At 61.8% G+C, this 21360-nt stretch carries 16 protein-coding genes; 14 read left to right on the top strand and 2 right to left on the bottom strand.

Annotated elements, in window-relative coordinates; all coding sequences use genetic code 11:
- Positions 1 to 62: 62 nt before the first annotated feature.
- The 7 genes from ACWCOO_RS06370 to ACWCOO_RS06340 all read left to right on the top strand — a co-directional run bounded on the left by ACWCOO_RS06370 (position 63) and on the right by ACWCOO_RS06340 (position 10504).
- Complete coding sequence (locus ACWCOO_RS06370) at positions 63 to 2345, top strand: TonB-dependent receptor (RefSeq protein WP_446830165.1); 2283 nt, start codon at positions 63 to 65, stop codon at positions 2343 to 2345.
- Positions 2346 to 2387: 42 nt separating this feature from the next.
- Complete coding sequence (locus ACWCOO_RS06365) at positions 2388 to 3515, top strand: MFS transporter (RefSeq protein WP_446830164.1); 1128 nt, start codon at positions 2388 to 2390, stop codon at positions 3513 to 3515.
- A gap of 23 nt (positions 3516 to 3538) precedes the next feature.
- Positions 3539 to 4276, top strand: coding sequence for a sugar isomerase domain-containing protein (locus ACWCOO_RS06360; RefSeq protein WP_446830163.1), 738 nt, complete (start codon positions 3539 to 3541; stop codon positions 4274 to 4276).
- A 23-nt stretch (positions 4277 to 4299) separates the two neighbouring features.
- Positions 4300 to 5775 (top strand): aldehyde dehydrogenase family protein, encoded by a 1476-nt coding sequence (locus ACWCOO_RS06355; protein WP_446830162.1) that lies wholly within the window; start codon positions 4300 to 4302, stop codon positions 5773 to 5775.
- Positions 5772 to 6722, top strand: coding sequence for an alpha/beta hydrolase (locus ACWCOO_RS06350; RefSeq protein WP_446830161.1), 951 nt, complete (start codon positions 5772 to 5774; stop codon positions 6720 to 6722). Before ACWCOO_RS06355 ends, ACWCOO_RS06350 begins: the two co-directional genes overlap by 4 nt.
- 151 nt (positions 6723 to 6873) lie before the next feature.
- On the top strand, positions 6874 to 8613 hold the full coding sequence (locus ACWCOO_RS06345) for an FG-GAP repeat domain-containing protein (RefSeq protein WP_446830160.1): 1740 nt from the start codon (positions 6874 to 6876) through the stop codon (positions 8611 to 8613).
- Complete coding sequence (locus ACWCOO_RS06340) at positions 8507 to 10504, top strand: hypothetical protein (RefSeq protein WP_446830159.1); 1998 nt, start codon at positions 8507 to 8509, stop codon at positions 10502 to 10504. The genes ACWCOO_RS06345 and ACWCOO_RS06340 overlap by 107 nt, the downstream gene beginning before the upstream one ends.
- A gap of 88 nt (positions 10505 to 10592) precedes the next feature.
- On the opposite strand, the gene ACWCOO_RS06335 is transcribed toward ACWCOO_RS06340, so the two are convergent.
- Positions 10593 to 13499: a TonB-dependent receptor domain-containing protein gene (locus ACWCOO_RS06335; protein WP_446830158.1), complete on the bottom strand. Its 2907-nt coding sequence runs from the start codon at positions 13497 to 13499 to the stop codon at positions 10593 to 10595.
- A gap of 372 nt (positions 13500 to 13871) precedes the next feature.
- On the opposite strand from ACWCOO_RS06335, the gene ACWCOO_RS06330 reads away from it, so the two are divergent.
- From ACWCOO_RS06330 to ACWCOO_RS06315, 4 genes are read left to right on the top strand one after another with little or no spacing between them, the layout of a single operon-like run.
- Positions 13872 to 14585: a type 1 glutamine amidotransferase gene (locus ACWCOO_RS06330; protein WP_446830157.1), complete on the top strand. Its 714-nt coding sequence runs from the start codon at positions 13872 to 13874 to the stop codon at positions 14583 to 14585.
- A 19-nt stretch (positions 14586 to 14604) separates the two neighbouring features.
- A complete protein-coding gene (locus ACWCOO_RS06325) occupies positions 14605 to 15873 on the top strand; it encodes a D-amino acid dehydrogenase (RefSeq protein ID WP_446830156.1) in 1269 nt (422 codons plus the stop codon).
- Complete coding sequence (locus ACWCOO_RS06320) at positions 15870 to 17033, top strand: alpha-hydroxy acid oxidase (protein WP_446830155.1); 1164 nt, start codon at positions 15870 to 15872, stop codon at positions 17031 to 17033. Before ACWCOO_RS06325 ends, ACWCOO_RS06320 begins: the two co-directional genes overlap by 4 nt.
- Before the next feature lie 11 nt (positions 17034 to 17044).
- Entirely contained in the window at positions 17045 to 18046 is a 1002-nt protein-coding gene (locus ACWCOO_RS06315) for a threonine ammonia-lyase (RefSeq protein WP_446830154.1), read from the top strand.
- Here ACWCOO_RS06315 and ACWCOO_RS06310 read toward each other — a convergent pair.
- Positions 18036 to 18554, bottom strand: a complete 519-nt coding sequence (locus ACWCOO_RS06310; protein WP_446830153.1) for a hypothetical protein — start codon at positions 18552 to 18554, stop codon at positions 18036 to 18038. The genes ACWCOO_RS06315 and ACWCOO_RS06310 overlap by 11 nt on opposite strands.
- A gap of 116 nt (positions 18555 to 18670) precedes the next feature.
- Here ACWCOO_RS06310 and ACWCOO_RS06305 point away from each other — a divergent pair, with 116 nt between their 5' ends.
- The 3 genes from ACWCOO_RS06305 (at position 18671) to ACWCOO_RS06295 (ending at position 21281) form a co-directional block, all read left to right on the top strand.
- Positions 18671 to 18859, top strand: coding sequence for a hypothetical protein (locus ACWCOO_RS06305; RefSeq protein WP_446830152.1), 189 nt, complete (start codon positions 18671 to 18673; stop codon positions 18857 to 18859).
- An 80-nt stretch (positions 18860 to 18939) separates the two neighbouring features.
- On the top strand, positions 18940 to 20055 hold the full coding sequence (locus ACWCOO_RS06300; protein ID WP_446830151.1) for a hypothetical protein: 1116 nt from the start codon (positions 18940 to 18942) through the stop codon (positions 20053 to 20055).
- A complete protein-coding gene (locus ACWCOO_RS06295) occupies positions 20052 to 21281 on the top strand; it encodes a hypothetical protein (protein ID WP_446830150.1) in 1230 nt (409 codons plus the stop codon). Before ACWCOO_RS06300 ends, ACWCOO_RS06295 begins: the two co-directional genes overlap by 4 nt.
- Positions 21282 to 21360 lie beyond the last annotated feature (79 nt).

Below are 21360 nucleotides of genomic sequence, written 5' to 3'. Positions count from 1 at the left end.
GCTGATCGCAAGGTCTCGTTTCCGGGAAAATGCGATGGACCGTTTCATCGAGGGAATTCGCCATGGGAAAGAAATCGTTCGTTCTAGCCATTCTCGCAACTCCACTGGCGCTCGTTGCTCCTGTGTTTGCCCAGGAACCCACAACGGTTCTAGAGGAAATCGTCGTAACCGCGCAAAAACGCGAGGAATCGCTTACCGATGTCGGCATTGCGATTGACGTGGTGGGCGGTGACCGGCTGCGCGAGGCTGGCGCTCTTTCTCTGATTGAAGTCGGGAAATACTCTCCGGGCCTTAACGTGCAGACCCCGTTCGGGGAATTCGGCTATCCGCTGATCGCGATACGCGGCGTCAATACCGACGGGTTCATCGAGACGCTGCCGCAATCCACGGGCGTTTATGCCGATGGAGTTTACGTATCGCAGCCGCCGATGCAGGCATTTCGCCTGCTGGATCTGGAGCGTATGGAAGTGCTCAAGGGGCCTCAGGGAACCATATATGGGCGCAACACCATCGCCGGAGCGATCAATCTCATTTCCAAGCGCCCCACGTTCGAGCCCGACGGTTACGCGACGGTGGGAGTGGGCCGCTACTCGCGCGGCTATTTTGAAGGCGCATACGGCAGCGCCCTTTCCGAGACGGCGGCCGGCCGGATTGCCGTCAAGTTCCTGCGGCAGACCGACAGTCCGCTCACCAACGTCTATCCCGGCAAGGACGACGGCGGCGAGCTCGATCAGCTCATGGCGCGCGGTTCGCTGCTGTTCCGCCCGTCCGATGACGTCGAGTTGCTGGTGCGCGCCTATGCCGGGCGTGATAACTCCGATGTCTGGCCCTGGGCGCTCATACCCGCGGGAGAGGATACCGACGGCGACGGCATACCCGACCAGATCTGCGCCGAGTATGCGCGCGGAGATTTCGAGGCGGCTGCCATTAACTGCCTGGCCAGAGACCCCTTCGTGAGTGGCGCTACCTTCAACGATACCGATGGCGATCCCTATACGATCAACCAGAACGCGATCGGCAATCACAACTACCGGTCGAGCGGCATTTCCGCCGAGCTGAACTGGAATTTCACGGGGATGACCCTTACCGCCGTGACCGGCTGGGACGACTTTGAACGCCTTGATGAGCTGGATGAGGACGCGGGGCCGACCGTGGCTATTGACGATGTCCGGAGATCGGAAGTGTCGCAGTTTTCACAGGAAGTGCGGCTGGCGTCCGACGCCGACGAGGGCTTGCAGTGGCTGGCCGGCGTTTACTTTTCCACCGACGAACTGGAAGGCAATCCGTCCTTTGATTCGGGCGGCCGTCAGGACTATTCGACGCTGAAAACCGACACCCTGGGTGTATTCGGGCAACTCGAATACCCGGTTGCCGACGATCTCGCGCTTACCGTTGGCGCGCGCTGGTCCGATGTGCAACGCGACTTCGACTACCGAACCACCGGGTTCTTCGCCGCCGCGGAACTTAAGGCGGGGGCCAGCAGTTCTTTCTCGGACAGCGACTACTCCGCCCGGCTGGCCTTGGACTGGAGCGTCAACGACGACACGCTGATTTACGCCAGCATTGCGCGCGGCTTTAACGCCGGCACCTTCAACAGCCAGTTTATTGACGCTGTCGCTAACCTTGCGCCGACAAAATCGGAATCGCTGACCGCCTACGAGGTCGGAATGAAGTCCACATTCGCCGGCGGGCGCGCGAATGTCGAGGCCGCAATCTATTTCTACGATGCAACCGACCCGCAGGTGGTGGCGGTCGAGCCGCTGAGCCTGATATCGGCCAATTTCCTGATCAATGCCGACGACTCCACGATGCAGGGCGGTGAAATCCAACTGCGCGCCCTTGCCGCGGACTGGCTGGAGCTCGACTTGGGTCTGGCCTATATCGACAGCGAATACGGCAATCTGGTCACCTCCATCGCCGGCACCGGCGTGGGCAGTCCGTTCCCGGACAACGCCCCGGTTTTCGGCTCCACGCTGGCGGATTTGAGCGGCAACCGGATTCCGAACACACCCGAACTGAGCATTAATTCATCGGCCACCGTAACGTGGCCCGTAAACGACGGGTGGCGCTTTATCGGTCAGCTCGATTTCCTCTGGGAAGACGACATTCCGCGCGACCTGCGGGCCTCGCCGGCGCTCTACACCGAGGCGCATATCGACGTGGACCTGCGGCTGGCCTTGCAGTCGTCCGACGGCAAGTGGGACGCCGCGTTCTGGGTGCGCAATCTGACCGATGAGCAGTACCTTACCGAGGCTTACGAAGTGCTCGGCTTCGGCTTCTACATCGCTGCCGGCAACTACAGCTATCCGCGAACGTTCGGGCTTGAGTTGACCCGTAACTTCTAGCCACCGGCGGCGCATGCGCAGCGAGTTTGCGATGAGGAGAAAGTGAGCAGGCGCAATTTTGCCGGCGCGCTGGCCGTATATACGATCGGCGGATTGTTCTGGGCTTTCCTGCCGTTCTTCATCGGATTGAACATTGCCTCGGGCGGCTTCGGCCAGGCGCAGGCCGGCGCCCTCGGCACGGGCTATCTGATCGGCTTTTCTACCGCCTCGCTCACGGCTCTCTGGTGGGTGCGGCACTGCAACTGGCGCGTGCTGAGCCTTGGCGCGGCGGCCGCCGTGATAGCAGCCTTGCTGATACTAGCGCGTCTCGGCAGCTATCCGGCAAGCCTTGCTACGGTTTTCTTCATCGGCCTGATGATGGGCGCGCTGTGGACGATCGCCTACCGCATCTTCAGTGCGTCCGGCAACCCCGAGCACAGTTTCGCCGTCGGAATCCTGGTTTCCTATTCGGCGCTGGCGGCCGTCAGTTTCGTGGTCGGGCGCTACGTAGTGGAGCCGTACGGGCTTCCCGGCTCCAGCTATTTTCTGAGCGCTCTGATCCTGGTGCTCGGTCTGCTGGCGCTACTCCTGCCGCGCGGGCTTGAATCGGACCAAGAGCAGCGGGGACAAGCACCGGGCTGGCCTCCGCTGGCAGTCGCACTGGCGTTGCTGGCCCTCTTGGGAACCGGATTCGCATTCGCGGCGGTATGGGCGTTTGCCGAACGTCTGGGTGCGAGCGCAGGTTTCGCTGCCTCCTCGGTAAGCGCCGTGATTGCCTCGAATCTCCTGGCTTCGGCGCTGGGGAGCTCGGTCGCGGCAACGTTGCTGGGCATGCGCGCCGGACGCTGGATTCCGCTGGCAGTGGGGATGCTGGCGATGCTGTTGTCGGTGTTGGCGCTGCTTCAGCTCGCGGAGTTTTGGTTGTATGCCGTGGCACTGGCGGGTCTCGGGTTTGCCATTGGTTTCGTGCTGCCGTACCAGATGGGGAATATTGCGGCGCTGGATAGCAAGAATCGCTTTGTTGTTCTCATTCCTGCTGCACAGGGCCTGGGATCGGCGCTCGGACCGTGGCTCGGCGGGGCTGCTGCCGAGGTTGGCGGGTACCGCCTGCTGATCGGCGCGGCGGCTGCGGCGCTGGTGATCAGCGCACTGATGATTTTCGCCACGCTCGGGCGCAAGGCGCCAGCATGAGCATTGTTCAGGAATACCGGCGCTTGCTCGACGAAAAGCTGGCGCTGGTTTTCGACCACCAGGAGGCGCAGATCGCCAGCGCCGCCGATGCCTGTGCCGACAGCATCGGCAAGGGCAAGCTGGTCTTCACTTTCGGCACCGGCCACGGCTCGTTCGCCGCACTGGAGATGTTTCCACGCACCGGCACCGTGGTGGGATTCCGGCCGATTGTGGAGAGCACGATGATCTCATTTCACCGGGTGCTCGGCGACATGGGAGCGCGGCAATATCGTTTCATCCACGCCCAGGAGGGCTACGGCAAAGCCATCCTGTCCTCTCATCAGACCGACCCGCGCGATTCCATGCTGATCTTCTCGCATTCCGGCATCAACGCCGTGACCATGGACATCGCTGTCGGAGCGAAGGATATCGGGATGACCGTGATCGGCGTCACCAGCATCCCGCATTCCTCGCAGGTGGCATCCCGGCACTCATCCGGCAAGCGCTTGTTCGAAGTGGCCGACATCGCGATCGATACCGGCGCCCCGTTGGGCGACGCCGGCATTCTCATCGACGGACTGCAGGACAGCGTTGGAGCTACCTCGACCAGTGTGGCGATTGCCGTGGGGCAGGCGATTAACGCGGCAACGGCGGAGAAGCTGGTGGCGCGCGGATATGAGCCGATGGTCATGGTCAGCCCCAATACCACCGACAAAGCGAGGGCGAACCGGCAGAACGATCTGAACTATGCGGAGCTCTGGCGCCGCCTGTCTGATCGGTAGTCTCGCGCATAATCTCCTGCACCATGCTTGAATGTGCGCTGTTTTATGGCGGCGCCGCTCGCGCTCCGGCATCGGATGAGTGGCGCGAAATTTGCGACCCGGCGGACGGCAGCCGCGTCGGTCGTTGCGCGCTTGCGAGCCGCGAGGATGTCAGCCGCGCCGTGGGCCATGCGCTGAAGGCGCACCACGTCTGGTCGCATACGCATCCCGACGAGCGGGCGCTGATTCTTCACCGGGCAGCCGACCTTGTCGAGGCGCGAGTGGATGAAATCGCCGCCTTGCTGACACGGGAGCAGGGCAAGCCGCTCTGCGACAGCGAAAAGGAAATCCGCTTCGGCATTCAGGTAATCCGCTACTACGCCGAGGAAGGGCGGCGCGTATTCGGCACGCTGCGTCCGTCGGCGCTGGCGAATGTCAGGAACGTCGTGTCCTATTTTCCGGTGGGGGTGGTGGGGGCCATCGTGCCCTGGAACTACCCGGTTGATCTCTATTGCTGGAAGGTGGCCCCGGCGCTGGCCGCCGGCTGTCCGGTCGTAGTCAAGCCGCCTCATGAGACACCCTTTGCCATCGCTGCGGTGCTGGAGTGTTTTGTCGAGGCAGGCATTCCCACCGGGGTACTGGCCAACCTGCCGGGTACCGGGCCGGAAGCCGGCGCCGCGCTTGCCAGGCACCCGGAAATTGCCTGCATTTCGGCGACCGCCTCAATATCGGCGGGCCAGGACATCATGCGCAACGCGGCCGGCAACCTGAAACGCCTGTCGCTGGAACTCGGGGGCCACGCGCCGTTTATCGTTCTTCCCGACGCCGATATCGAAGCAGCGGCTGCCGCCGCGATGCGCCGTTCTTTTTCGAACATGGGGCAAATCTGCATTACCGTCAATCGCATTCTCACGCATCCCGATGTGCACAAACCGTTTGTGCACGCGCTGGTGGAAGCGACGCGAACGATAGAACTGGCGCCGGGCCTTGCTCCGGGCGCGTGCTATGGGCCGGTCACGACGCCTGCCGTGATTGAGCGCTCGCAAGCGCATATCGACGACGCCGTGGGCAAGGGCGCCAGGATCATTGCCGGCGGTAGACCCGCCAAGGCTGGCAGGTTGGCGAAAGGCTTGTTTTTCCAGCCGACATTGCTGGACGGTGCGGCGCTCCACTGTTTGCCGATGATCGAAGAAACCTATGGACCTGTGGCGGCCATAAGGCAATGCGAATCGCTCGGCGAACTGCTCTCGGTGGCGAACAGCCTGCCGTTCGGTCTGGCGGCCTACATCTACTCCGAAGACCTTGAGCACGCCTGGGCGCTGGCGGACCGCCTGGAATTCGGCGCGGTAGGTATCAACGTGTCCGACACGTCGGATTTGCAGGCGCCTTTCGGTGGCTGGAAACTTAGCGGCTTCGGCCGCGAGCTCGGCCCGGAGGGATTGGAGACCTTTCTTGAACCCAAGCACATCCGGATGCGCGTGAAGCCGCTGCCCGTCAAACAGGGAGAGAACCCAACATGAGCATCGCCCCTGAACTTCAGCCGTTTCTCGATCAACTTCCGGTGCTGGAACTGAACCGAAAAGATCTACCCCGGACACGTGCCGAACTGAACCGCATGTCCAAGGCCGCCGCGGCAATGATCGAGGGATACGATCACGTTGATGTTTCCGATCAGTTCATCGCCGGTCGGGATGGGGCAGAAAACCTGCGTCTGAGGCGCTATGCGCGCGCGCAGTCTTCTGATAAGCGCCCCGGTCTCTTGTGGATACACGGGGGCGGCTACATTCTGGGCTGTCCCGAGATGGACGAATTGCAACTGCTCCGCATGGCTGATGAGTTGGACTGCGTGGTGGTGGCTCCCGACTATCGGCTGGCGCCCGAACATCCCTATCCGGCGGCGCTCGACGATTGCGATGCGGCGCTGGGATGGATGCTCGAGAATTCCGAAGCGCTTGGACTGGATGCCAAGCCGCCGGTCTTGGGCGGCGCCAGCGCCGGGGGCGGGCTGGCGGCGGCACTGGCGCTGCGGGCCAGGGAGCGGCGGCCTGGCGCGATTGGCTATCAATGCCTGATTTACCCGATGCTGGACCACCGCAACGTCGAACCGGAGGCCGGACAGGCGCTGGAGTACGTGTTATGGGACCAGGACAAGAACCGCTTTGCGTGGGATTGCTACCTCGGGCGGAACGACGATTTGTCCGCGGGCATTTCCCCATTTGCATCGCCGGCCCGCGCGGAGCAGCTCCAGGGCTTGCCGCCAACCTACCTCTGCATCGGCGAAGAGGACTTGTTTTATGAGGAGTCGCTTGCATACGCGCGCCGTTTGCGCGAAAGCGGAGTAGATGTGGAACTGGAAGTCGTGCCCGGCGCTCCGCATGCCTTCGATAAGCTTCCCGCTCCTATGTCCGAACGCTCGCTTAAGCGCCGCTTCGCCGCACTTGCGCAATACTTCGCGCAGCCGGCCTGATTCGGTTGCGCCGGCGCCTTGCAGGGCAAGTCCGGGGAATCGAAATGCAGGGCGCCTGTCCAACAGCCTGACGGAAAATCGGTCCGGCTGGTCGTTGTGCAAACTTGGGTTTGTGAAGTGGACTCTCGGACTATAGTAAGGGGGCATCGCAATGCGCATCAAGCTCTTACACTTTCACACCATTGTGGTTTTCGCCGGCATGATTCTGTTCGCGCGGGAAGGCGCAGGATCTCCCGAGCAACTTGCGGAGCGCGGTGAAACGAGTTTTCCAAAGCTGACGCCAGCGGAAATTCCCGGCGCGCCAAAGCTCGGCGAACCGTTTTTAGTGATGGCCGGCGGCAAGCCTGTGCTTACGGAGAAGCATGGGCTGGTGGCGCCGGCATTGTGGGACTGGGACGGCGACGGCAAGCGCGACCTGCTGGTAGGGGAGTTCGAGACCGACAGCGGCGAGGACCTTCCGATGGGGGAGGACGGCTCGACAATACGTGTGTACCGCAACATTGGAACGAACGCCGAGCCGCAGTTCGCTGAAGAGTTCGAGTGGACGCGGGATACCGATGGCAACCTCTTGGAGGTGCCGCAATGGTGCATAGGCGTGCCGCAATCGGCGTGCATCGGCTTTACGCCCATGTTCTACGATCTGGACAACGACGGCTACAAAGACATGATCACCGGCCAGTACCATCCCGGGGAAGTGACGTGGTTCCGGGGCAGCGCTGACGGATTTCTGCCGGGCCGGACGCTGCCGCAGGAGGGCGACCCGGCTGCGGCAGCCTTCTCCGGCAGCCACTATGACGGCGAGCAGTTCGACATCGGCACCTTCCAATACTGGGCATACACATCGGCCACCTTCGGCGACCTGGACGGCGACGGCGACTATGACCTGATTGTTGGTGGTTCCGGCAGCTTGCGGAGTAGTGAGAACTTCGGCGGCCCGAAGAATCCGAACTTTGGGGTACGTGAACTTTTGCTGGACATCCATGGCAATCCGCTGCGAACCCGAAAAAAGGGTCGGCGCAGCTTGGGCATGGTGTTGTCGGGCATGCCCAGCCCGCCATCGGTGGACGGATATACCAATCCGCTGGCCGTGGACTGGGACTGTGACGGCGTACTTGATCTGCTGGTAACCGATTCGTACCGCGCGCCCAACAGCCGGGCCGTTTCATTTTTCCGTGGCGTAAAGACGCCGGATGGTCATCGCTTCGAACCGGGCATTGACCTGTTGCCGGCGGAAGGCGGCGCAAAGGCCTTTCCTGGCAGTGGTCATCGCGTGTATGTGGACGACTGGAACGCCGATGGAGTGAACGATCTGATCATCGGCGCGAGCGTTGCGACGGTGAATGGCGGCGCATTCAGCGGCGAGTTGTCCTGGGAGTGGGAAGACGTGAACAAGGTCGAGAGCGCCGGAAAAGACCCAGGACGCTATCCTCCACTACCCCGTCCGACGCTTGAAGCGCAACGCACATATTATGAAGAAATCACTGCCCAGGGGACTGCCGAGGACAGGACTATAGAGGTGCCCAGCGACAAAGAATTGCGGCGTAGGGTCAAGCAGGAACTCCGTGTGTGGAAGGCAACGGTCGGCAGGTTCTACGAGGAAGGCAAGGAGCAATGGCTTACGATGCGGCATCAGGGCCGCGTTTACGTGATGCTGGGCAGCGACGATCCCGGAAAAACCGGTAGGCTTCAGAAAGGCGAGCAGCGCCTAGAACCGTTCCCGTTGGTAGCGGTGCATAATGTTCTTTGGAAAGTGGACTCTCGGACAATTGAAAGGGGGCATCGCTATGCGCATCAAATTCTTACACTGTCTCACTCTTGTGGTTTTTGCCGGCATGATTCTGTTCGCGTACGAAGGCGCGGGATCTCCCGTGCAACTTGCGGAACGCGGTGAAACGAGTTTCCCGAAGCTGAAGCCCGCGGACATTCCGGACGCGCCAAAGCTCGGCGACCCGTTTATGGTGATGGCCGGTGGCAAGCCGGTGCTTACGGAGAAGCATGGGCTGGCGGCGCCGGCGTTGTGGGATTGGGACGGCGACGGCAAGCGCGACCTGTTGGTAGGGGAGTTCGAGACCAACAGCGGCGAGAACTTTCCGATGGGGGAGGACGGTTCGACAATACGTGTGTACCGCAACATTGGAACGGACGCCGAGCCACGGTTCGCTGAAGAATTCGAGTGGGCGCGGGATACCGATGGCACCATCATGGAGGTACCGCAGTGGTGCTGCATCGGCTTTACGCCCATGTTCTACGACCTGGACAACGACGGCTACGACGACATGATCACCGGCCAGTACCACCCCGGTGAAGTGACCTGGTTCCGGGGCAGCGCCGACGGGTTTCTGCCGGGCCGGACGCTTCCGCAGGAAGGCGACCCAGCATCGAACGGCAATCCCATGTTCGGAAACTACGATGGCGAGCCGGGCGACATCGGCACTTTCGACTACTGGGTATATACCTCGGCCACCTTCGGCGATCTGGACGGCGACGGCGACTATGATCTGATTGTTGGTGGTTCCGGCGGCTTGCGGGTTAGCGAGAACATCGGCGGCCCGAAGAATCCGAGCTTCGGCGTGCGCGAGCTGTTGCTGGACATCCACGGCCAGCCGCTGCAAACCCGCTCGCACACGAAAGCGGAAGAGGAATACATGCAAACGGGCATGAGCCTGGCGCCGTCGGGCGACGGCAAGCCCAATCCGTTGGCCGTGGACTGGGACCAGGACGGTGTGCTTGATTTGCTGGTGACCGATTCGTACCGCGCGCCCAATAGCCGGGCCGTTTCATTTTTCCGTGGCGTAAAGACGCCGGATGGCCATCGCTTCGAACCGGGCATTGACCTGTTGCCGGCGGAAGGCGGCGCCAAGGCGATTCCGGGCAGCGGTCAACGGGTATATGTGGACGACTGGAACGCCGATGGAGTCAATGACCTGATCATCGGCGCCAGCGTGGCGACGGTGAATGGCGGCGCATTCAGTGGCGAGTTGTCCTGGGAATGGGAAGACGTGAACAGGGTCGAGAGTGCCGGAAAAGACCCGGGGCTCTATCCTCCGCGCCCCCGCCCCACGTTCGAAACGCAGCGCGCTATGTATGAGGAAATCGTTGTCATGCGGGCTGCCGAAGGCATTACGATAGAGATGCCCAACGACGAAGATTTGCAGCGCATGGCGGAGCAGCAAGTTCCCTTCTGGGAGGAAACGGTCGGCAGGCTATACGAGGAAGGCAAGGCGCACTGGCTTACCATGCGGCATCAAGGCCGAGTTTACGTGATGCTGGGCAGCGACGACTCCGAAAACGGCCCGGAGGCCCCGGCAGGACGCATAGCGCTTGGATCCGGCCCAAACGGCAATACGCCGAATGCCTCGGCCCGAGAAGCCCCGGCCGCCGCGTCGTCGCCGGTCACCGTCCATGCCGGGCCGTTGGCCGTGCTTGAGCCGGGAGGCCGTGTGGATGTCCATGTGCAGCTCGACATGCAGGACGGCTGGTACATCTACGCTTCCACGGGACGCAACGATGCACAAGGTATGAAGGAAACAAGCGTGACTTTCGGTATGCCGGACGGCTTGCATGCCGCCGGCGCCATGAAGGCGCCTCCTTTTGGCTTCAAGGGGCCCTACGAAATTCACAGCGGCAAAGGCGTTATCTGGGCCCAGCCGCTGCAAGCCAGCGCGTCCGCTCTGCCGGGAATTTATGAGGTAAGCGCCGAAGTGACTTATCAGACCTGCAATGACGACCTGTGTCTTTTGCCGCAGACCGAAAACGTCATGGCGCGAGTTCTGGTGCAGTAGCCAACTAAGGACAGGCGGCCCAGCGCTTGCTGGGCCGCCTGTCGAAATTGCATCGCCCGTTGCTACCGACTGCGGGTTGGCCTTGTCCCTACAACTCGTTTCCTAGTTCGTACTGCAGCTCAAGGAAGAACACACGGGCGCGAGCATTCCAGCGGGTAGGGTCGTAGGGCAGATTCTCGAAGACCGTGTAGTGATCCTCGTCGAGGATATTGCGTCCGCCGCCGCGCAATCGCAGTCCGTTGTCGAATTGGTAGGTTAGCGTCAGATCAATCGTCATCAGAGAATCTACCTCAATGGTAGGCAGACGCTCATAGAGCCGAGTGCAGCGTCCGATTACCTGAAAGCAGACACCCGTGCGGTCATTCTCGTAGCTGGGGCGGTAATTGATGAACAGATCGGCGCCGAACCGATTCCACAGCCACGTAAGCGATCCCTGCAGCCTGTACTCGTCGCTGCCTTTGATGGTGCCTGCGCGAGCGATGGAGGGGCTGCCTTCCACCACCGTAAAGAACTCGTCCAGCACCCGGGTGTAGGTCAATCTCGGGTTGAATGCGCCGACATCGGTTTGAAACGCATACTCTCCGTAAAGAATCAGCATCTCGTTTACTTTTTCCGACAAGTTGATGTTGTACGCATTCACCGACGTGATGTAGCCGTCGGCGTCCCGCTGCACGATTTGCGGAAGCGCGAAGCCGATTTCGGGTTCGTCATACAGAATGCTGTTCGAATAATAGATTCTGTTCTCGCTGTCCACCTTCGACCAATCCGCCGACAGCGTCAGGCCCGGCACGGCTTCCGGTGTCCAATCCACCGCAACTCTCTGATTGGTCGAGGTTTCGGACTGGATGTCCGGATTGAAGGAAGAGTAGTTGATGGGAGGACGGATATACCCCGTAAGCCCATCCGGGTGATAGGGGTCAATATAGTAGCCAGGGAATGTGCGTGGATTATCTATGTTGAAGAGGTCTCGGTATTTGGGCGGCTTGAAGGACTTCGACCACGAAGCCCGCAGCGTTAGCTCTTGCGCCGGCTGGTAATAGAGTCCTGCTCGCCAAGTGGTGTCCGCCTTGGTTTCTCCGACGATGTTGGGCTCGCCTTGGTCGATCCACTGAAAATACGGAATGTCAGTCCAGCCGACGCCAGGAGTCCAGACCTGTCGCGGAGCCGGCTCGCGCACCGCGCTAATTCCGCCTTGGGCGCCCTCATAATCGTAGCTGTCGCGCCGAACCTGCGCGCTGAGTTGCAATGAGCGCAGCCCGGGCCGGGAGTTGTCGGCACTTACGAGCGGCAGGGCCAATTCGGCGAACCAAGCGGTATCTTCCTGGGTGGGCTTCTCAATGCCTTCGTAGGTTTCGCGGCCATATCGGCGTACCTGGCCCTCCTGACCCCAAGACGTGCTATGGCTGTAAACTCTCCGTCTCTCGGACTCCCCTCCGACGACGTAACGGATGGGGCCTCCCCAGATGTCGAAAAGCTCGCCGCGCACTAGCGGTTTGATAATAGTGGTATCCGTAAAGCCGAGGCTTGGCCCCAAGGCATTGGTGAACAGCTCGTCAAACGCGGAACCCTGCGCTGTGCCGTCGCCGAACAAATTCAGCGCCACGTTGGGGTCCGAGCTTTCGAGCGCCCTGTAGAACGCCTCCGCACTGGGGTCCCAACGGCTTCTTCGCCAGTCGGTGCGTATCTGCCAACCAAAGTTCTTCGACTCCGAGTGCGAGATGTCGAGTTGTAGTTGGTGTTTATCCGCAATCTGCCAGTAGAAACCCGCCGCATAATTACGCTGCTTGTCTTCGGTTTCCGTGTAGGAGTAGGGTATGCGGCCGTCCTGCAATTCCCGCAGCGGATAGTAACTGACTACCACAGTCCTTCCGAACGGATTGTAGGCGTTGCTCGCGGGAACCACGTAGTTGGACATGCCGGACTGAAACAACTGAGTTGAATCAAGCTCGGAAATGACAACATCGGCATAAATTCGCAAGTTGTCCGTGAGGTACTGTTCGCCGTGGAACTGTAGCGATGTTTTTGTGTCATCTGCGCCGTTTTGCGGCACCACAACATCAAACGGCGCTATCTCGTTAGAGAAATCGTCCGGCGTTGCGCCCACTCCACTGCCCGAGGGCAACTGGAGATAGGTATACGGCCAAGCGCAACCGGGGAAAACGTAGGAGCCATTGAACTCGCAGACGATGCCGGGCTGGTTGTATGCCGTGGTCCAGCGTTTGTCGAACTCCGGCCCGAAGTCGTCGCGAAAGTCGTTACTGGTCCAGATCTTGAAGTTGTTGATCGGCTTGTTTTCCACGCGCTCAAGACTGACGTTAAGGTTTCCTGAGTCCCAAGCGAAACCACCCACCAGATCGAACTTTCTTCTGTCGGCGTCGGTGGCGCTCCACTCGTTGCGTGCTGTTGCCGTGAGTCCGCGATAGTCTTTCTTCAGAATGAAGTTGACCACGCCGCCGATTGCATCGGCTCCATATACGGCCGAGGCGCCGTCCAGTTGAATGTCCACTCGTTCCACGGCGGTGAGCGGGACATTGAGGATATTGGCGAAGTTCGACTGATTGCCTGCCTTGCCCGCGATCCGCCGGCCGTCCAGCAGCACCAGTGTGTTCTCGGAGCCCAAGGCGCGCAGATTCACCGTGGAGGTGCCCAGCCCCAAGGCACCGAGGTTGACGTCCGTATCAGCCGCTCCGCCCCCGAACAGCATATTGGTTTGCGTCGTGATGGAAGCGAACGCATAGGGCAGGGTGCGGAACAGATCTTCCAAGCTGGAGATGCCGCGCCTTGAAATCTCCTCCGCCGAGATGCTGATTATCTTGGCCGAAGGATCGCCGCCAATCAGCCGGGTCCCGGTAACGACCTGCGGCGCAAGCTCTATGGCTTCTTCCGTCTGCGGCTCCTCCACGATTGCCTCGTCGTCGGCATCCTGCGCCCATCCCGGAGCTGAAAGCGCGAGGGCAAGAAAAGCGATCCCCCCCCCCTTTACTTTCCGCGCCATTGTCCAAGCACTCTTGCCAGTCGCATTCATAGCAATAATCCCCTCAATGTATTCAAGCGCACAACTCCGCGGTGTAGCAATTCGTCACGCGCCTCTGCGCAGGGCATACTGCCCTGCTTCCCAATTAATCGATTCTAACCCAAGATTCACTGGGCGATTCGCACGTTGTTCGGGTAGCTCACTTCGTACTGGTGGGCGATTTGCCAGCTTTCTCCAGGCGCAAGGGTCCCGCGCCAAGCGATGACTCCAGGGCGGTCCTCCAGATTTTCCTCTGCCGGCTTGGTTGCGTTTTCCCGCTCTTACAGCAGTACAATTTCAATCTTGGATACTAGTAATTCCTGATGGCGCAGTGGGGCAGGGGCCGGCGAAGCGATGAAGAAAGTATTGGTAATTCGCAACGTAAGTTACGAGACGGAAGGCCTGCTGGAGCCGCTCCTTCGAGATGCGGGGCTGGCGCTTGATATCGTCGATTTCCAGAGCGACCCATCGGCGAACCCGAACCTCGGCGGGTATGCCGGGCTGGTCGTTATGGGTGGGCCGATGGGAGCAAACGACACCGATCGTTATCCACACCTGCTGCATGTGGAGCGACTTCTTGCCGAGGCGATGGAGCTGTCTCTTCCGTTGGTAGGTGTTTGCCTAGGCGCCCAAGTCATAGCCAAAGTGCTCGGCAGCGAGGTATATCCCAATCCGGTTCGCGAGGTCGGGTGGTACGAGTTGCAAAGAACTGCCGATGGAGGGGCGGATCTGCTGTTCGAAGCGCTGGAAGAACGCGAACAGGTGTTGCAGTGGCATGGCGACACCTTCGATCTGCCGCGCGGCGCCGCGCTGCTTGCGTCGTCGCCCGACTGCGTCAATCAGGCCTTTCGCTATGGCGAGGCGGCCTACGCGATCCAGTTTCACCTGGAAATTCTGCGTCCGATGATCGAGGAATGGGTGCAGCGGGACGCGGCCCGAGGTTGGCTGGCGGAAGATGGGCGCATCAGCGCCTCCAGGATACTGGCCGACACGCGGGCCTATATGGATCGTTCGATGATGCTGGGGCGGCGCGTATTCGCGCAGTTCGCCCGGCTGATCGCCGATTGAAACCGCTCACGGCGCGTTCATGCACGTTATCGTCATCGGCTGCGGCGTGATCGGGGTGACCGCGGCGTGGTTCCTGGCCAGACTGGGCGTAGCGGTTACCGTATTCGAGCGGCAGTCGGGTCCGGCGCTCGAAACCAGCTTTGCGAACGGCAGCATGCTCACGCCCAGTCTATCCTCGCCCTGGAACTCGCCTGGTGTTTGGTTGACGCTCCTGAAGTATCTTGGGCGCAAGGAAGCTGCACTGCTGGTCAGACCGTCGGCAGTTCCCGGATTGTTCGCCTGGGGCTGTCGGTTCCTGCGCAATAGCAGTCCCGCGCGCCACAAGCTCAATATGATAAAAAACTTGAGGTTGTGTAATTATTCCATTGAAATGATGGATTATATAACGTCTGAACATCCGATAGAATACGATTCGGACCGATCAGGAATCATAGAAGTATGCCGCGACGAGGCTGCAATGCGGCGAGGGCGGGAGCGCTGTGCCATACTCGGTGGAGATGCAGTGCCGGTCGAAGAGCTCGACCCGTTAGCGGTTGTGGAATGTGAACCTGCACTTGAGCCCATTGGCGGCCAGTTGGCGGGCGGATTTCATTTCAAGGCGGATGCGGTGGGCGACGCCCACAAATTCAGTTGTGGCCTGGCACAGCTCGCGGAGCAGTACGGCGCCGTTTTCCGTTTCGGCGAAACGGTCGAGGAACTGATTGCGGAGCGCGGCAAGGTGCGGGGCGTACGCTTGCGGAGCGGCGAAGAAGTTCAGGCCGACCGTATCGTGGTCGCGGCCGGCAGCTATAGCGCTCGGCTGATCCAGCCACTCGGCGTCCGGGCACCGGTTTATCCAGCCAAGGGCTACTCGCTCACAACGCCAATGGCGGAAGGCTTGCCACGCCTGGGACACGCGATTCTCGACGACCGCTACAAGGCCGGCGTGGTGCCGCTGGGCGGCACCCGCATCCGTGTGGGTGGGACGGTGGAATTCACCGGTTTCAATCACGATCTTTCGCCGGAACGGGTGGCCAATCTGCGCCAGCTCCTGGCCGCCGTTCTGCCGCAGCACGCGGAACGCATCCCCCGCGCGGAAATGCGTCCATGGTGCGGATTGCGGCCCGCCTCTCCGGACGGCGTCCCGATCATTGGGCCCACGCCAGTAGCGGGATTACACCTGGCTACCGGACACGGCCACCTGGGATGGTCGATGGCGGCCGGCACCGGCAAGGCCCTAGCCGAACATCTGACCGGTAGCACGCCGGAAATTCCGCTTGAAGATTACGCCTTGGCGAGGTTCCAATGACGCTGCTTGATCGCAAGCTGGCGCGCTGCCACAACCTTGAGGACTTGCGCAAGCTGGCTCGCAAACGCCTGCCTTCGCCGATGTACCACTACATGCGCGGCGGAGCCGACGACGAATACTCACTGCGCCGGAACACTGAGGCTTTCGACCATTACGAGCTGTTGCCGCGCTACCTGGTGAACGTAGAGAAGGTTGACGCCGGCGTTACGGTGCTCGGTCAGAAACTCGAATGGCCTCTGTTTCTCTCGCCCACGGGAATGTCGCGGATTTTTCACCACGATGGCGAAATCGGCGCGGTGCGTGCGGCGCACAGCGCGGGCACACTCTATTCCTTGTCCACGCTCGGCTCCACGCGCATAGAGGATGTTGCCGCCGCCAGCGACGGCCCGCGCATGTTCCAGATCTACGTGCTCCGCGATCCGGGGCTGAACCGCGAGTTCATTGAGCGCTGCAAGCAGGCCAACTTCTCGGCACTTTGCCTGACTGTGGACGTGCCGGTGGGCGGCAATCGCGAGCGTGACTTCGCCACCGGCATGACGGTTCCGCCGAAGCTGACCTTCATGAGCAAGCTGGATGTAGCGCGTCACCTTGCCTGGAGCTATCGCTACATCACTTCAGGGCCGGCCGTGATGGCGAATTTCGCGCATCGGATCAAGGACCGCGAGGACACCAACTTGATGGACTATGTGGCTCGCCAGTTCGACAGTACGGTGGACTGGGATGCCGCCGCGCGAATGATCGAGCATTGGGGCGGCCCATTCGCGATCAAGGGAGTAATGTGCGCCGCCGACGCGCGACGCTCGGTCGCCGCTGGGGCCAGCGCCGTGATGTTATCCAATCATGGTGGCCGGCAATTGGATGGCGTTCCCGCGCCTGTCGATCTGGTTCGGGAAGTCCGAGACGCCATAGGCGATGCGGCCGAAGTGATCGTTGACGGAGGCGTGCGGCGCGGCACACATGTGCTCAAGGCGCTTGCGCTGGGCGCCACGGCCTGCTCCACGGGGCGAGGATACCTGTATGGCCTGGGCGCGGGCGGCGAAGCGGGCGTAGCCCGGGCCTTGAAGCTTCTGCGCGACGAGGTGGAGCGTGATCTGGCCCTGTTGGGCTGTGTACGTGCCAAGGACCTTGATGAGCGGTTTGTCCGGGAGGTCAAGCGCTAGCAGCTCTCGACATGATGGATCACAAGCCGCCTTCGCTCGCCGAAATACGCGCCTACCGCGATCGGGCGCGGGAGTTGGTGGCGCGCACACCGGTGCACGAATGGCGCGGGCCGGCGATTGACGAACAGGCACCGGGCATGCGGATATGTGCGAAGCTGGAATTGCTGCAGTTGACCGGTACGTTCAAGGCCAGGGGCGCCTTGGCGTGGATGCTTTCGCTTTCCAGGGAGCAGCTCGACAAAGGCGTCACCGCGATCAGCGCCGGGAATCACGCGATCGCGGTAGCTTGGGCAGCGCATGTGATGGGCGCTTCCGCACATGTCGTTATCATATCTCCGGCCAACCCGGCGCGGGTTCGGCAAGCTCGGGCCTGGGGTGCGCGGGTCGAGATGGCCGATAGCGCAGAGGCCGGGTTTGAGCGTGTCCTGCGCATTGAGAGCGAACAGGGACGGACCCTTGTGCATCCTTTCGAAGGCCGCGCAATCGCGATCGGCACGGGCGCCTTGGCCGTGGAGTGGCTGGAACAGGTTCCGGACCTCGATGCCTTGGTCATACCGGTAGGCGGCGGCGGACTTGTTGGCGGCATCGCGGCTGCCGCAAAGCAGCGCAAGCCCGACATCGCCGTCTATGGCGCCGAGCCTGTCGGCGCCGATTCGATGTTTCAGAGTCTTGCCCGCAACGAGCCCGTTTCGGCGCGCCGGCTGAATTCAATCGCGGATAGCCTGAGAGCGCCGAACGCTCGGGAATACAGTTTCACCCTGACCCGTCGCTACATGGATGCATTGGCGCAGGTAAGCGACGCGGAAATTCAGGATGCCATGCGTTTGATACTTGGGGAATTGAAGATGATGGTGGAGCCAGCCTGCGCGACTGCACTCGCGGCAGCCTCAGGCCCATTGCGCGAGCGCCTGCAGGGAAAACATGTGGGCGTTTTGTTTTGCGGCTCCAATATCGATATCGGCACTTTCCATGGCCTCCTGCAGCGGCCCATCGAGCCGGAACTCAGTAGCTGAGCACAAGTGTGCGTGGTTGACCAAGGGAAGGAACGCTGACGAGATGCAGGCGGCCCGGCCCGAACTCTCTCGGATTCGGGGACGAGCCGTCTAATTCCGCCAAGAGGGCAGCGGCTAGGCTGGCGCTGGCCACGACAATCACCACCTTGCCGCGGTAGCGCCTGGCGAGGCCGCGGGCAAAAGCGGCGGGATCTTCGATCAGCACATCGGAAATGGGCTTTTGCAGGCGTTCGGCCAGCAGGCGCACGGTTTCGCGCTCGGGCTCGCCGCCCGCGCTCAGAATCGGGGCGAGCTGGCTTGCTTGCGCGAGGTCACCGGCCAAACGGCTCAGCGATTCGGAGCGGGTCCGCCCAGCGGAACTCAGCGAAGCCGAGTCACCGCCGTCGAGTTCGGCGGCTGTGAGCAGCAGCACCATGGTCGTGGTTTCCGTGCCTTGCAGGCGCCAGACAAGCAGGAGAACGCCAGCCAGAAAGGCCGCGGCCAGCAAGTTGCGGTAACGCGAGCGCATTATTTCCAGTCTGTAGCTCTTTGCGGCATGATCGTGATGGTACTACCGCACCGAACGTAAAATAAACTTGCCTGCGGGACAGCAAACTAGACGCCCGAAACTATCGATTATTCGTCATGTTCAGCCTCATTCTCGAAAACATCGGCACGCTGATTGCCGTAGCCTTCGTGCTCTTCAATCTATTCGCCTATTTCGTGCGGCGGTTTCGTCAGAATCGCGAAAAAGAGCGATACGGGCACTATCCTCCCGCTGTTCGCGGTGGGCGCCTTAATTACGAAGATTACGAAAAGCGACGCGAAGACTGATTCGCGCATCCAATAGGGAGAGCGCCGCCCGCGGCGGGCGGTGGTATGCTTGCAGACAACCTGTTGACAGACCCAATGACATGAAATTGAGAGTTCCCGCATTGCGCGTTTTCCTGGTCCTTTCGGCAGTCTTGATGCTGCAGGGCTGCAACACGACGGGCGGCGTTTCTTCTCCTTCCGGCGGCGGCTCGGTGGGTGGCGGCGGCTCGATGGGCGGCGGCGGCTCGATGGGCGGTGGTGGCTCGATGGGCGGCGGCGGCTCGATGGGTGGCGGCGGCTCGATGGGCGGCGGCGGTTCGATGGGCGGCGGTGGCTCGGTGGGCGGTGGCGGCTCGGTGGGCGGTGGCGGCTCGATGGGTGGCGGCGGTTCGATGGGCGGCGGCGGCTCGATGGGTGGCGGCGGCTCGGTAGGGGGCGGCGGCTCGGTGGGCGGTGGCGGTTCGATGGGCGGTGGCGGCTCGATGGGCGGCGGCGGTTCGATGGGTGGCGGCGGCTCGGTGGGCGGCGGTGGTTCGATTGGCGGCGGCGGCTCGGTGGGCGGCGGTGGTTCGATTGGCGGCGGCGGTTCGATGGGCGGCGGCGGCTCGATGGGCGGCGGCTCGATGGGCGGCGGCATTGGCGGAGAGGCAGGCAGCGGGGCGTCGGGCAGCGGCGCTGGCGGAGAGCGCGGCAGTGGTGCTGGCGGAGGAACGGGCAGCGGCTCGCCGGGAACTGGCGGTTCTGATGATCCGGAAGCCGTGCTACGTGATTCCATGGGGGACTACGATCGCGAAATTTCCCGTGAACGGGAAGCCATGGCCTCAGCGGGACAGGGCACCGCAGGCGATGCCGGTGGAACGGGCGACACGATCGGTGGTGCATCCGGCGGATCCATGACGACAATACCGAATGCGTCCGGAGGCGGGGTTGGCGGCGGCGGAAGTGCCGGCGGCTCGGAAACAGGTAGTGGCGCAGGCGGCGGCGGCGGCAGTGGCGGAGACGCAGCAGGTGAAAGTGCCCGCGAAGGCGGGGAGGGCGGTTCCGAGGGTCGCGCAGCTTCCAAGGTCGAGATCCCCGAGGATATCGCCGAAGTGGCCGGAAGCGAAGATCAGGTTGCCCGGCAAATTCGCGAAGCGGCGGAAAGCACGGACGACTTGCGGATTCGTGAAGCTTTGTGGGATGAGTATCGCAGGCACATGGGAATCGCATCGGAATGATCAGAACTAAAGCACTTGCAGGGCTTGCCCTTTGCACGGCAGCACTGGTGGGCTGCACGTCCACCAGCGAAGTCCAGTACACGCCAATTGCGCTGCAGCGCGCGGAAACGGACATCGCCCAGACAGCGCTGTTGAGCGTAGGCATTCTGGTGTTCGATCCCGGGCTACCGGAAAACGTCACCGACCAGGAACTGCAGGAAAGGCTGATCTTTCCCGAGATCCGCCGCGCCGAAGCGCGCTATATTCCCTATCACCTGAAGAGCACTCTGGAAGCCACCGGTTACTGGGGCGCCGTGAGCATCCTGCCCGAGTTCAGCCCGGTGGCGGATATCGTGATTTCAGGACGGATTGAGCATTCGGACGGCTACAGCGTAAAACTGCGCGTGGGCGCCTGGGATTCTTCCGCCCGCGAGTGGTTCAACAAGAGCTATGAAATGACCGTGGCGGAGCAGGCATACATTCGCGACAGCGGACGCGGCCAGGACCCTTACCAGAACGTATATAACCAGATCGCCAACGACTTGCTTGAAGTCCGCGCTCAACTTGGCGCCGGGGAACTGACGCGGATCCGCGAGATCAGCGATCTACGCTATGGAGAGAACCTTGTGCCGCAGGCATTCGAAGGCTACCTGGCGCAGAACGAAGACGGACAATATGCACTGAGGCGTCTGCCGGCAGCGGACGAGCCGATGGTGGGCCGGATGCGCGAAGTGCGCGAACGCGAATACGCGCTCATCGACGCGGTCAACGAACATTACGCCAATCTGTACTTCGGTTTGGATGAGCCCTATGCCGACTGGCGGCGCATGGCGCGCGAAGGCCGTCTCAGTTACGAGGAGATGCGCAGGGCCGCCAACACGCGCATGCTGCTGGGCGTGCTTGGCATTCTCGGCGCAATCGCCTACGAGTCCGGAGGCGGCGACAACATGGGAGTCACGGGCACGATGATTCAAGGCGGCTTAATGGGCATACAGTCCGGATTGAGCCGGCGCGAAGAGGCCAAGATGCACGCGGAAGCCCTGCGCGAGGTAGGCGAGTCTTTCGACGCCGAGGCCGAGCCCATGGTAGTGCAGTTGGAGGGGCAAACCCGCCGCCTGACAGGTTCGGCGGAAGAGAGATTCCGGGAGTGGCGCCGCTTGCTGCGTGAAATCTATGCCCGAGAGACAGGCGATATCGAGATGCCGGGCGGGGAAAGCTCGCCGGAAACCTCCGTACCGCGTTCCTGAACGCCCGCTTGGCAGAACCGAGCCGCTGGGCGCTTGCCTTGCGCGGGGCCTGTCGCTGGCTCGCTTTCAAGACCGCCTC

This window comes from Candidatus Foliamicus sp. (genome assembly GCF_965221325.1).
Lineage (GTDB): Bacteria > Pseudomonadota > Gammaproteobacteria > Steroidobacterales > Foliamicaceae > Foliamicus.
Note: the sequence above shows the minus strand (reverse complement) of the source record. Positions and strands in the feature narration are given on the sequence as shown.

Coding starts and splice junctions, on each gene's coding strand:
- ACWCOO_RS06340 (WP_446830159.1), top strand. CDS start 8,507: ATGCGCATCAAATTCTTACACTGTCTCACTCTTGTGGTTTTTGCCGGC.
- ACWCOO_RS06350 (WP_446830161.1), top strand. CDS start 5,772: ATGAGCATCGCCCCTGAACTTCAGCCGTTTCTCGATCAACTTCCGGTG.
- ACWCOO_RS06335 (WP_446830158.1), bottom strand. CDS start 13,499: ATGGCGCGGAAAGTAAAGGGGGGGGGGATCGCTTTTCTTGCCCTCGCG.
- ACWCOO_RS06300 (WP_446830151.1), top strand. CDS start 18,940: ATGAAATTGAGAGTTCCCGCATTGCGCGTTTTCCTGGTCCTTTCGGCA.
- ACWCOO_RS06355 (WP_446830162.1), top strand. CDS start 4,300: ATGCTTGAATGTGCGCTGTTTTATGGCGGCGCCGCTCGCGCTCCGGCA.
- ACWCOO_RS06315 (WP_446830154.1), top strand. CDS start 17,045: ATGATGGATCACAAGCCGCCTTCGCTCGCCGAAATACGCGCCTACCGC.
- ACWCOO_RS06330 (WP_446830157.1), top strand. CDS start 13,872: ATGAAGAAAGTATTGGTAATTCGCAACGTAAGTTACGAGACGGAAGGC.
- ACWCOO_RS06320 (WP_446830155.1), top strand. CDS start 15,870: ATGACGCTGCTTGATCGCAAGCTGGCGCGCTGCCACAACCTTGAGGAC.
- ACWCOO_RS06370 (WP_446830165.1), top strand. CDS start 63: ATGGGAAAGAAATCGTTCGTTCTAGCCATTCTCGCAACTCCACTGGCG.
- ACWCOO_RS06325 (WP_446830156.1), top strand. CDS start 14,605: ATGCACGTTATCGTCATCGGCTGCGGCGTGATCGGGGTGACCGCGGCG.
- ACWCOO_RS06295 (WP_446830150.1), top strand. CDS start 20,052: ATGATCAGAACTAAAGCACTTGCAGGGCTTGCCCTTTGCACGGCAGCA.
- ACWCOO_RS06305 (WP_446830152.1), top strand. CDS start 18,671: ATGTTCAGCCTCATTCTCGAAAACATCGGCACGCTGATTGCCGTAGCC.
- ACWCOO_RS06310 (WP_446830153.1), bottom strand. CDS start 18,554: ATGCGCTCGCGTTACCGCAACTTGCTGGCCGCGGCCTTTCTGGCTGGC.
- ACWCOO_RS06345 (WP_446830160.1), top strand. CDS start 6,874: ATGCGCATCAAGCTCTTACACTTTCACACCATTGTGGTTTTCGCCGGC.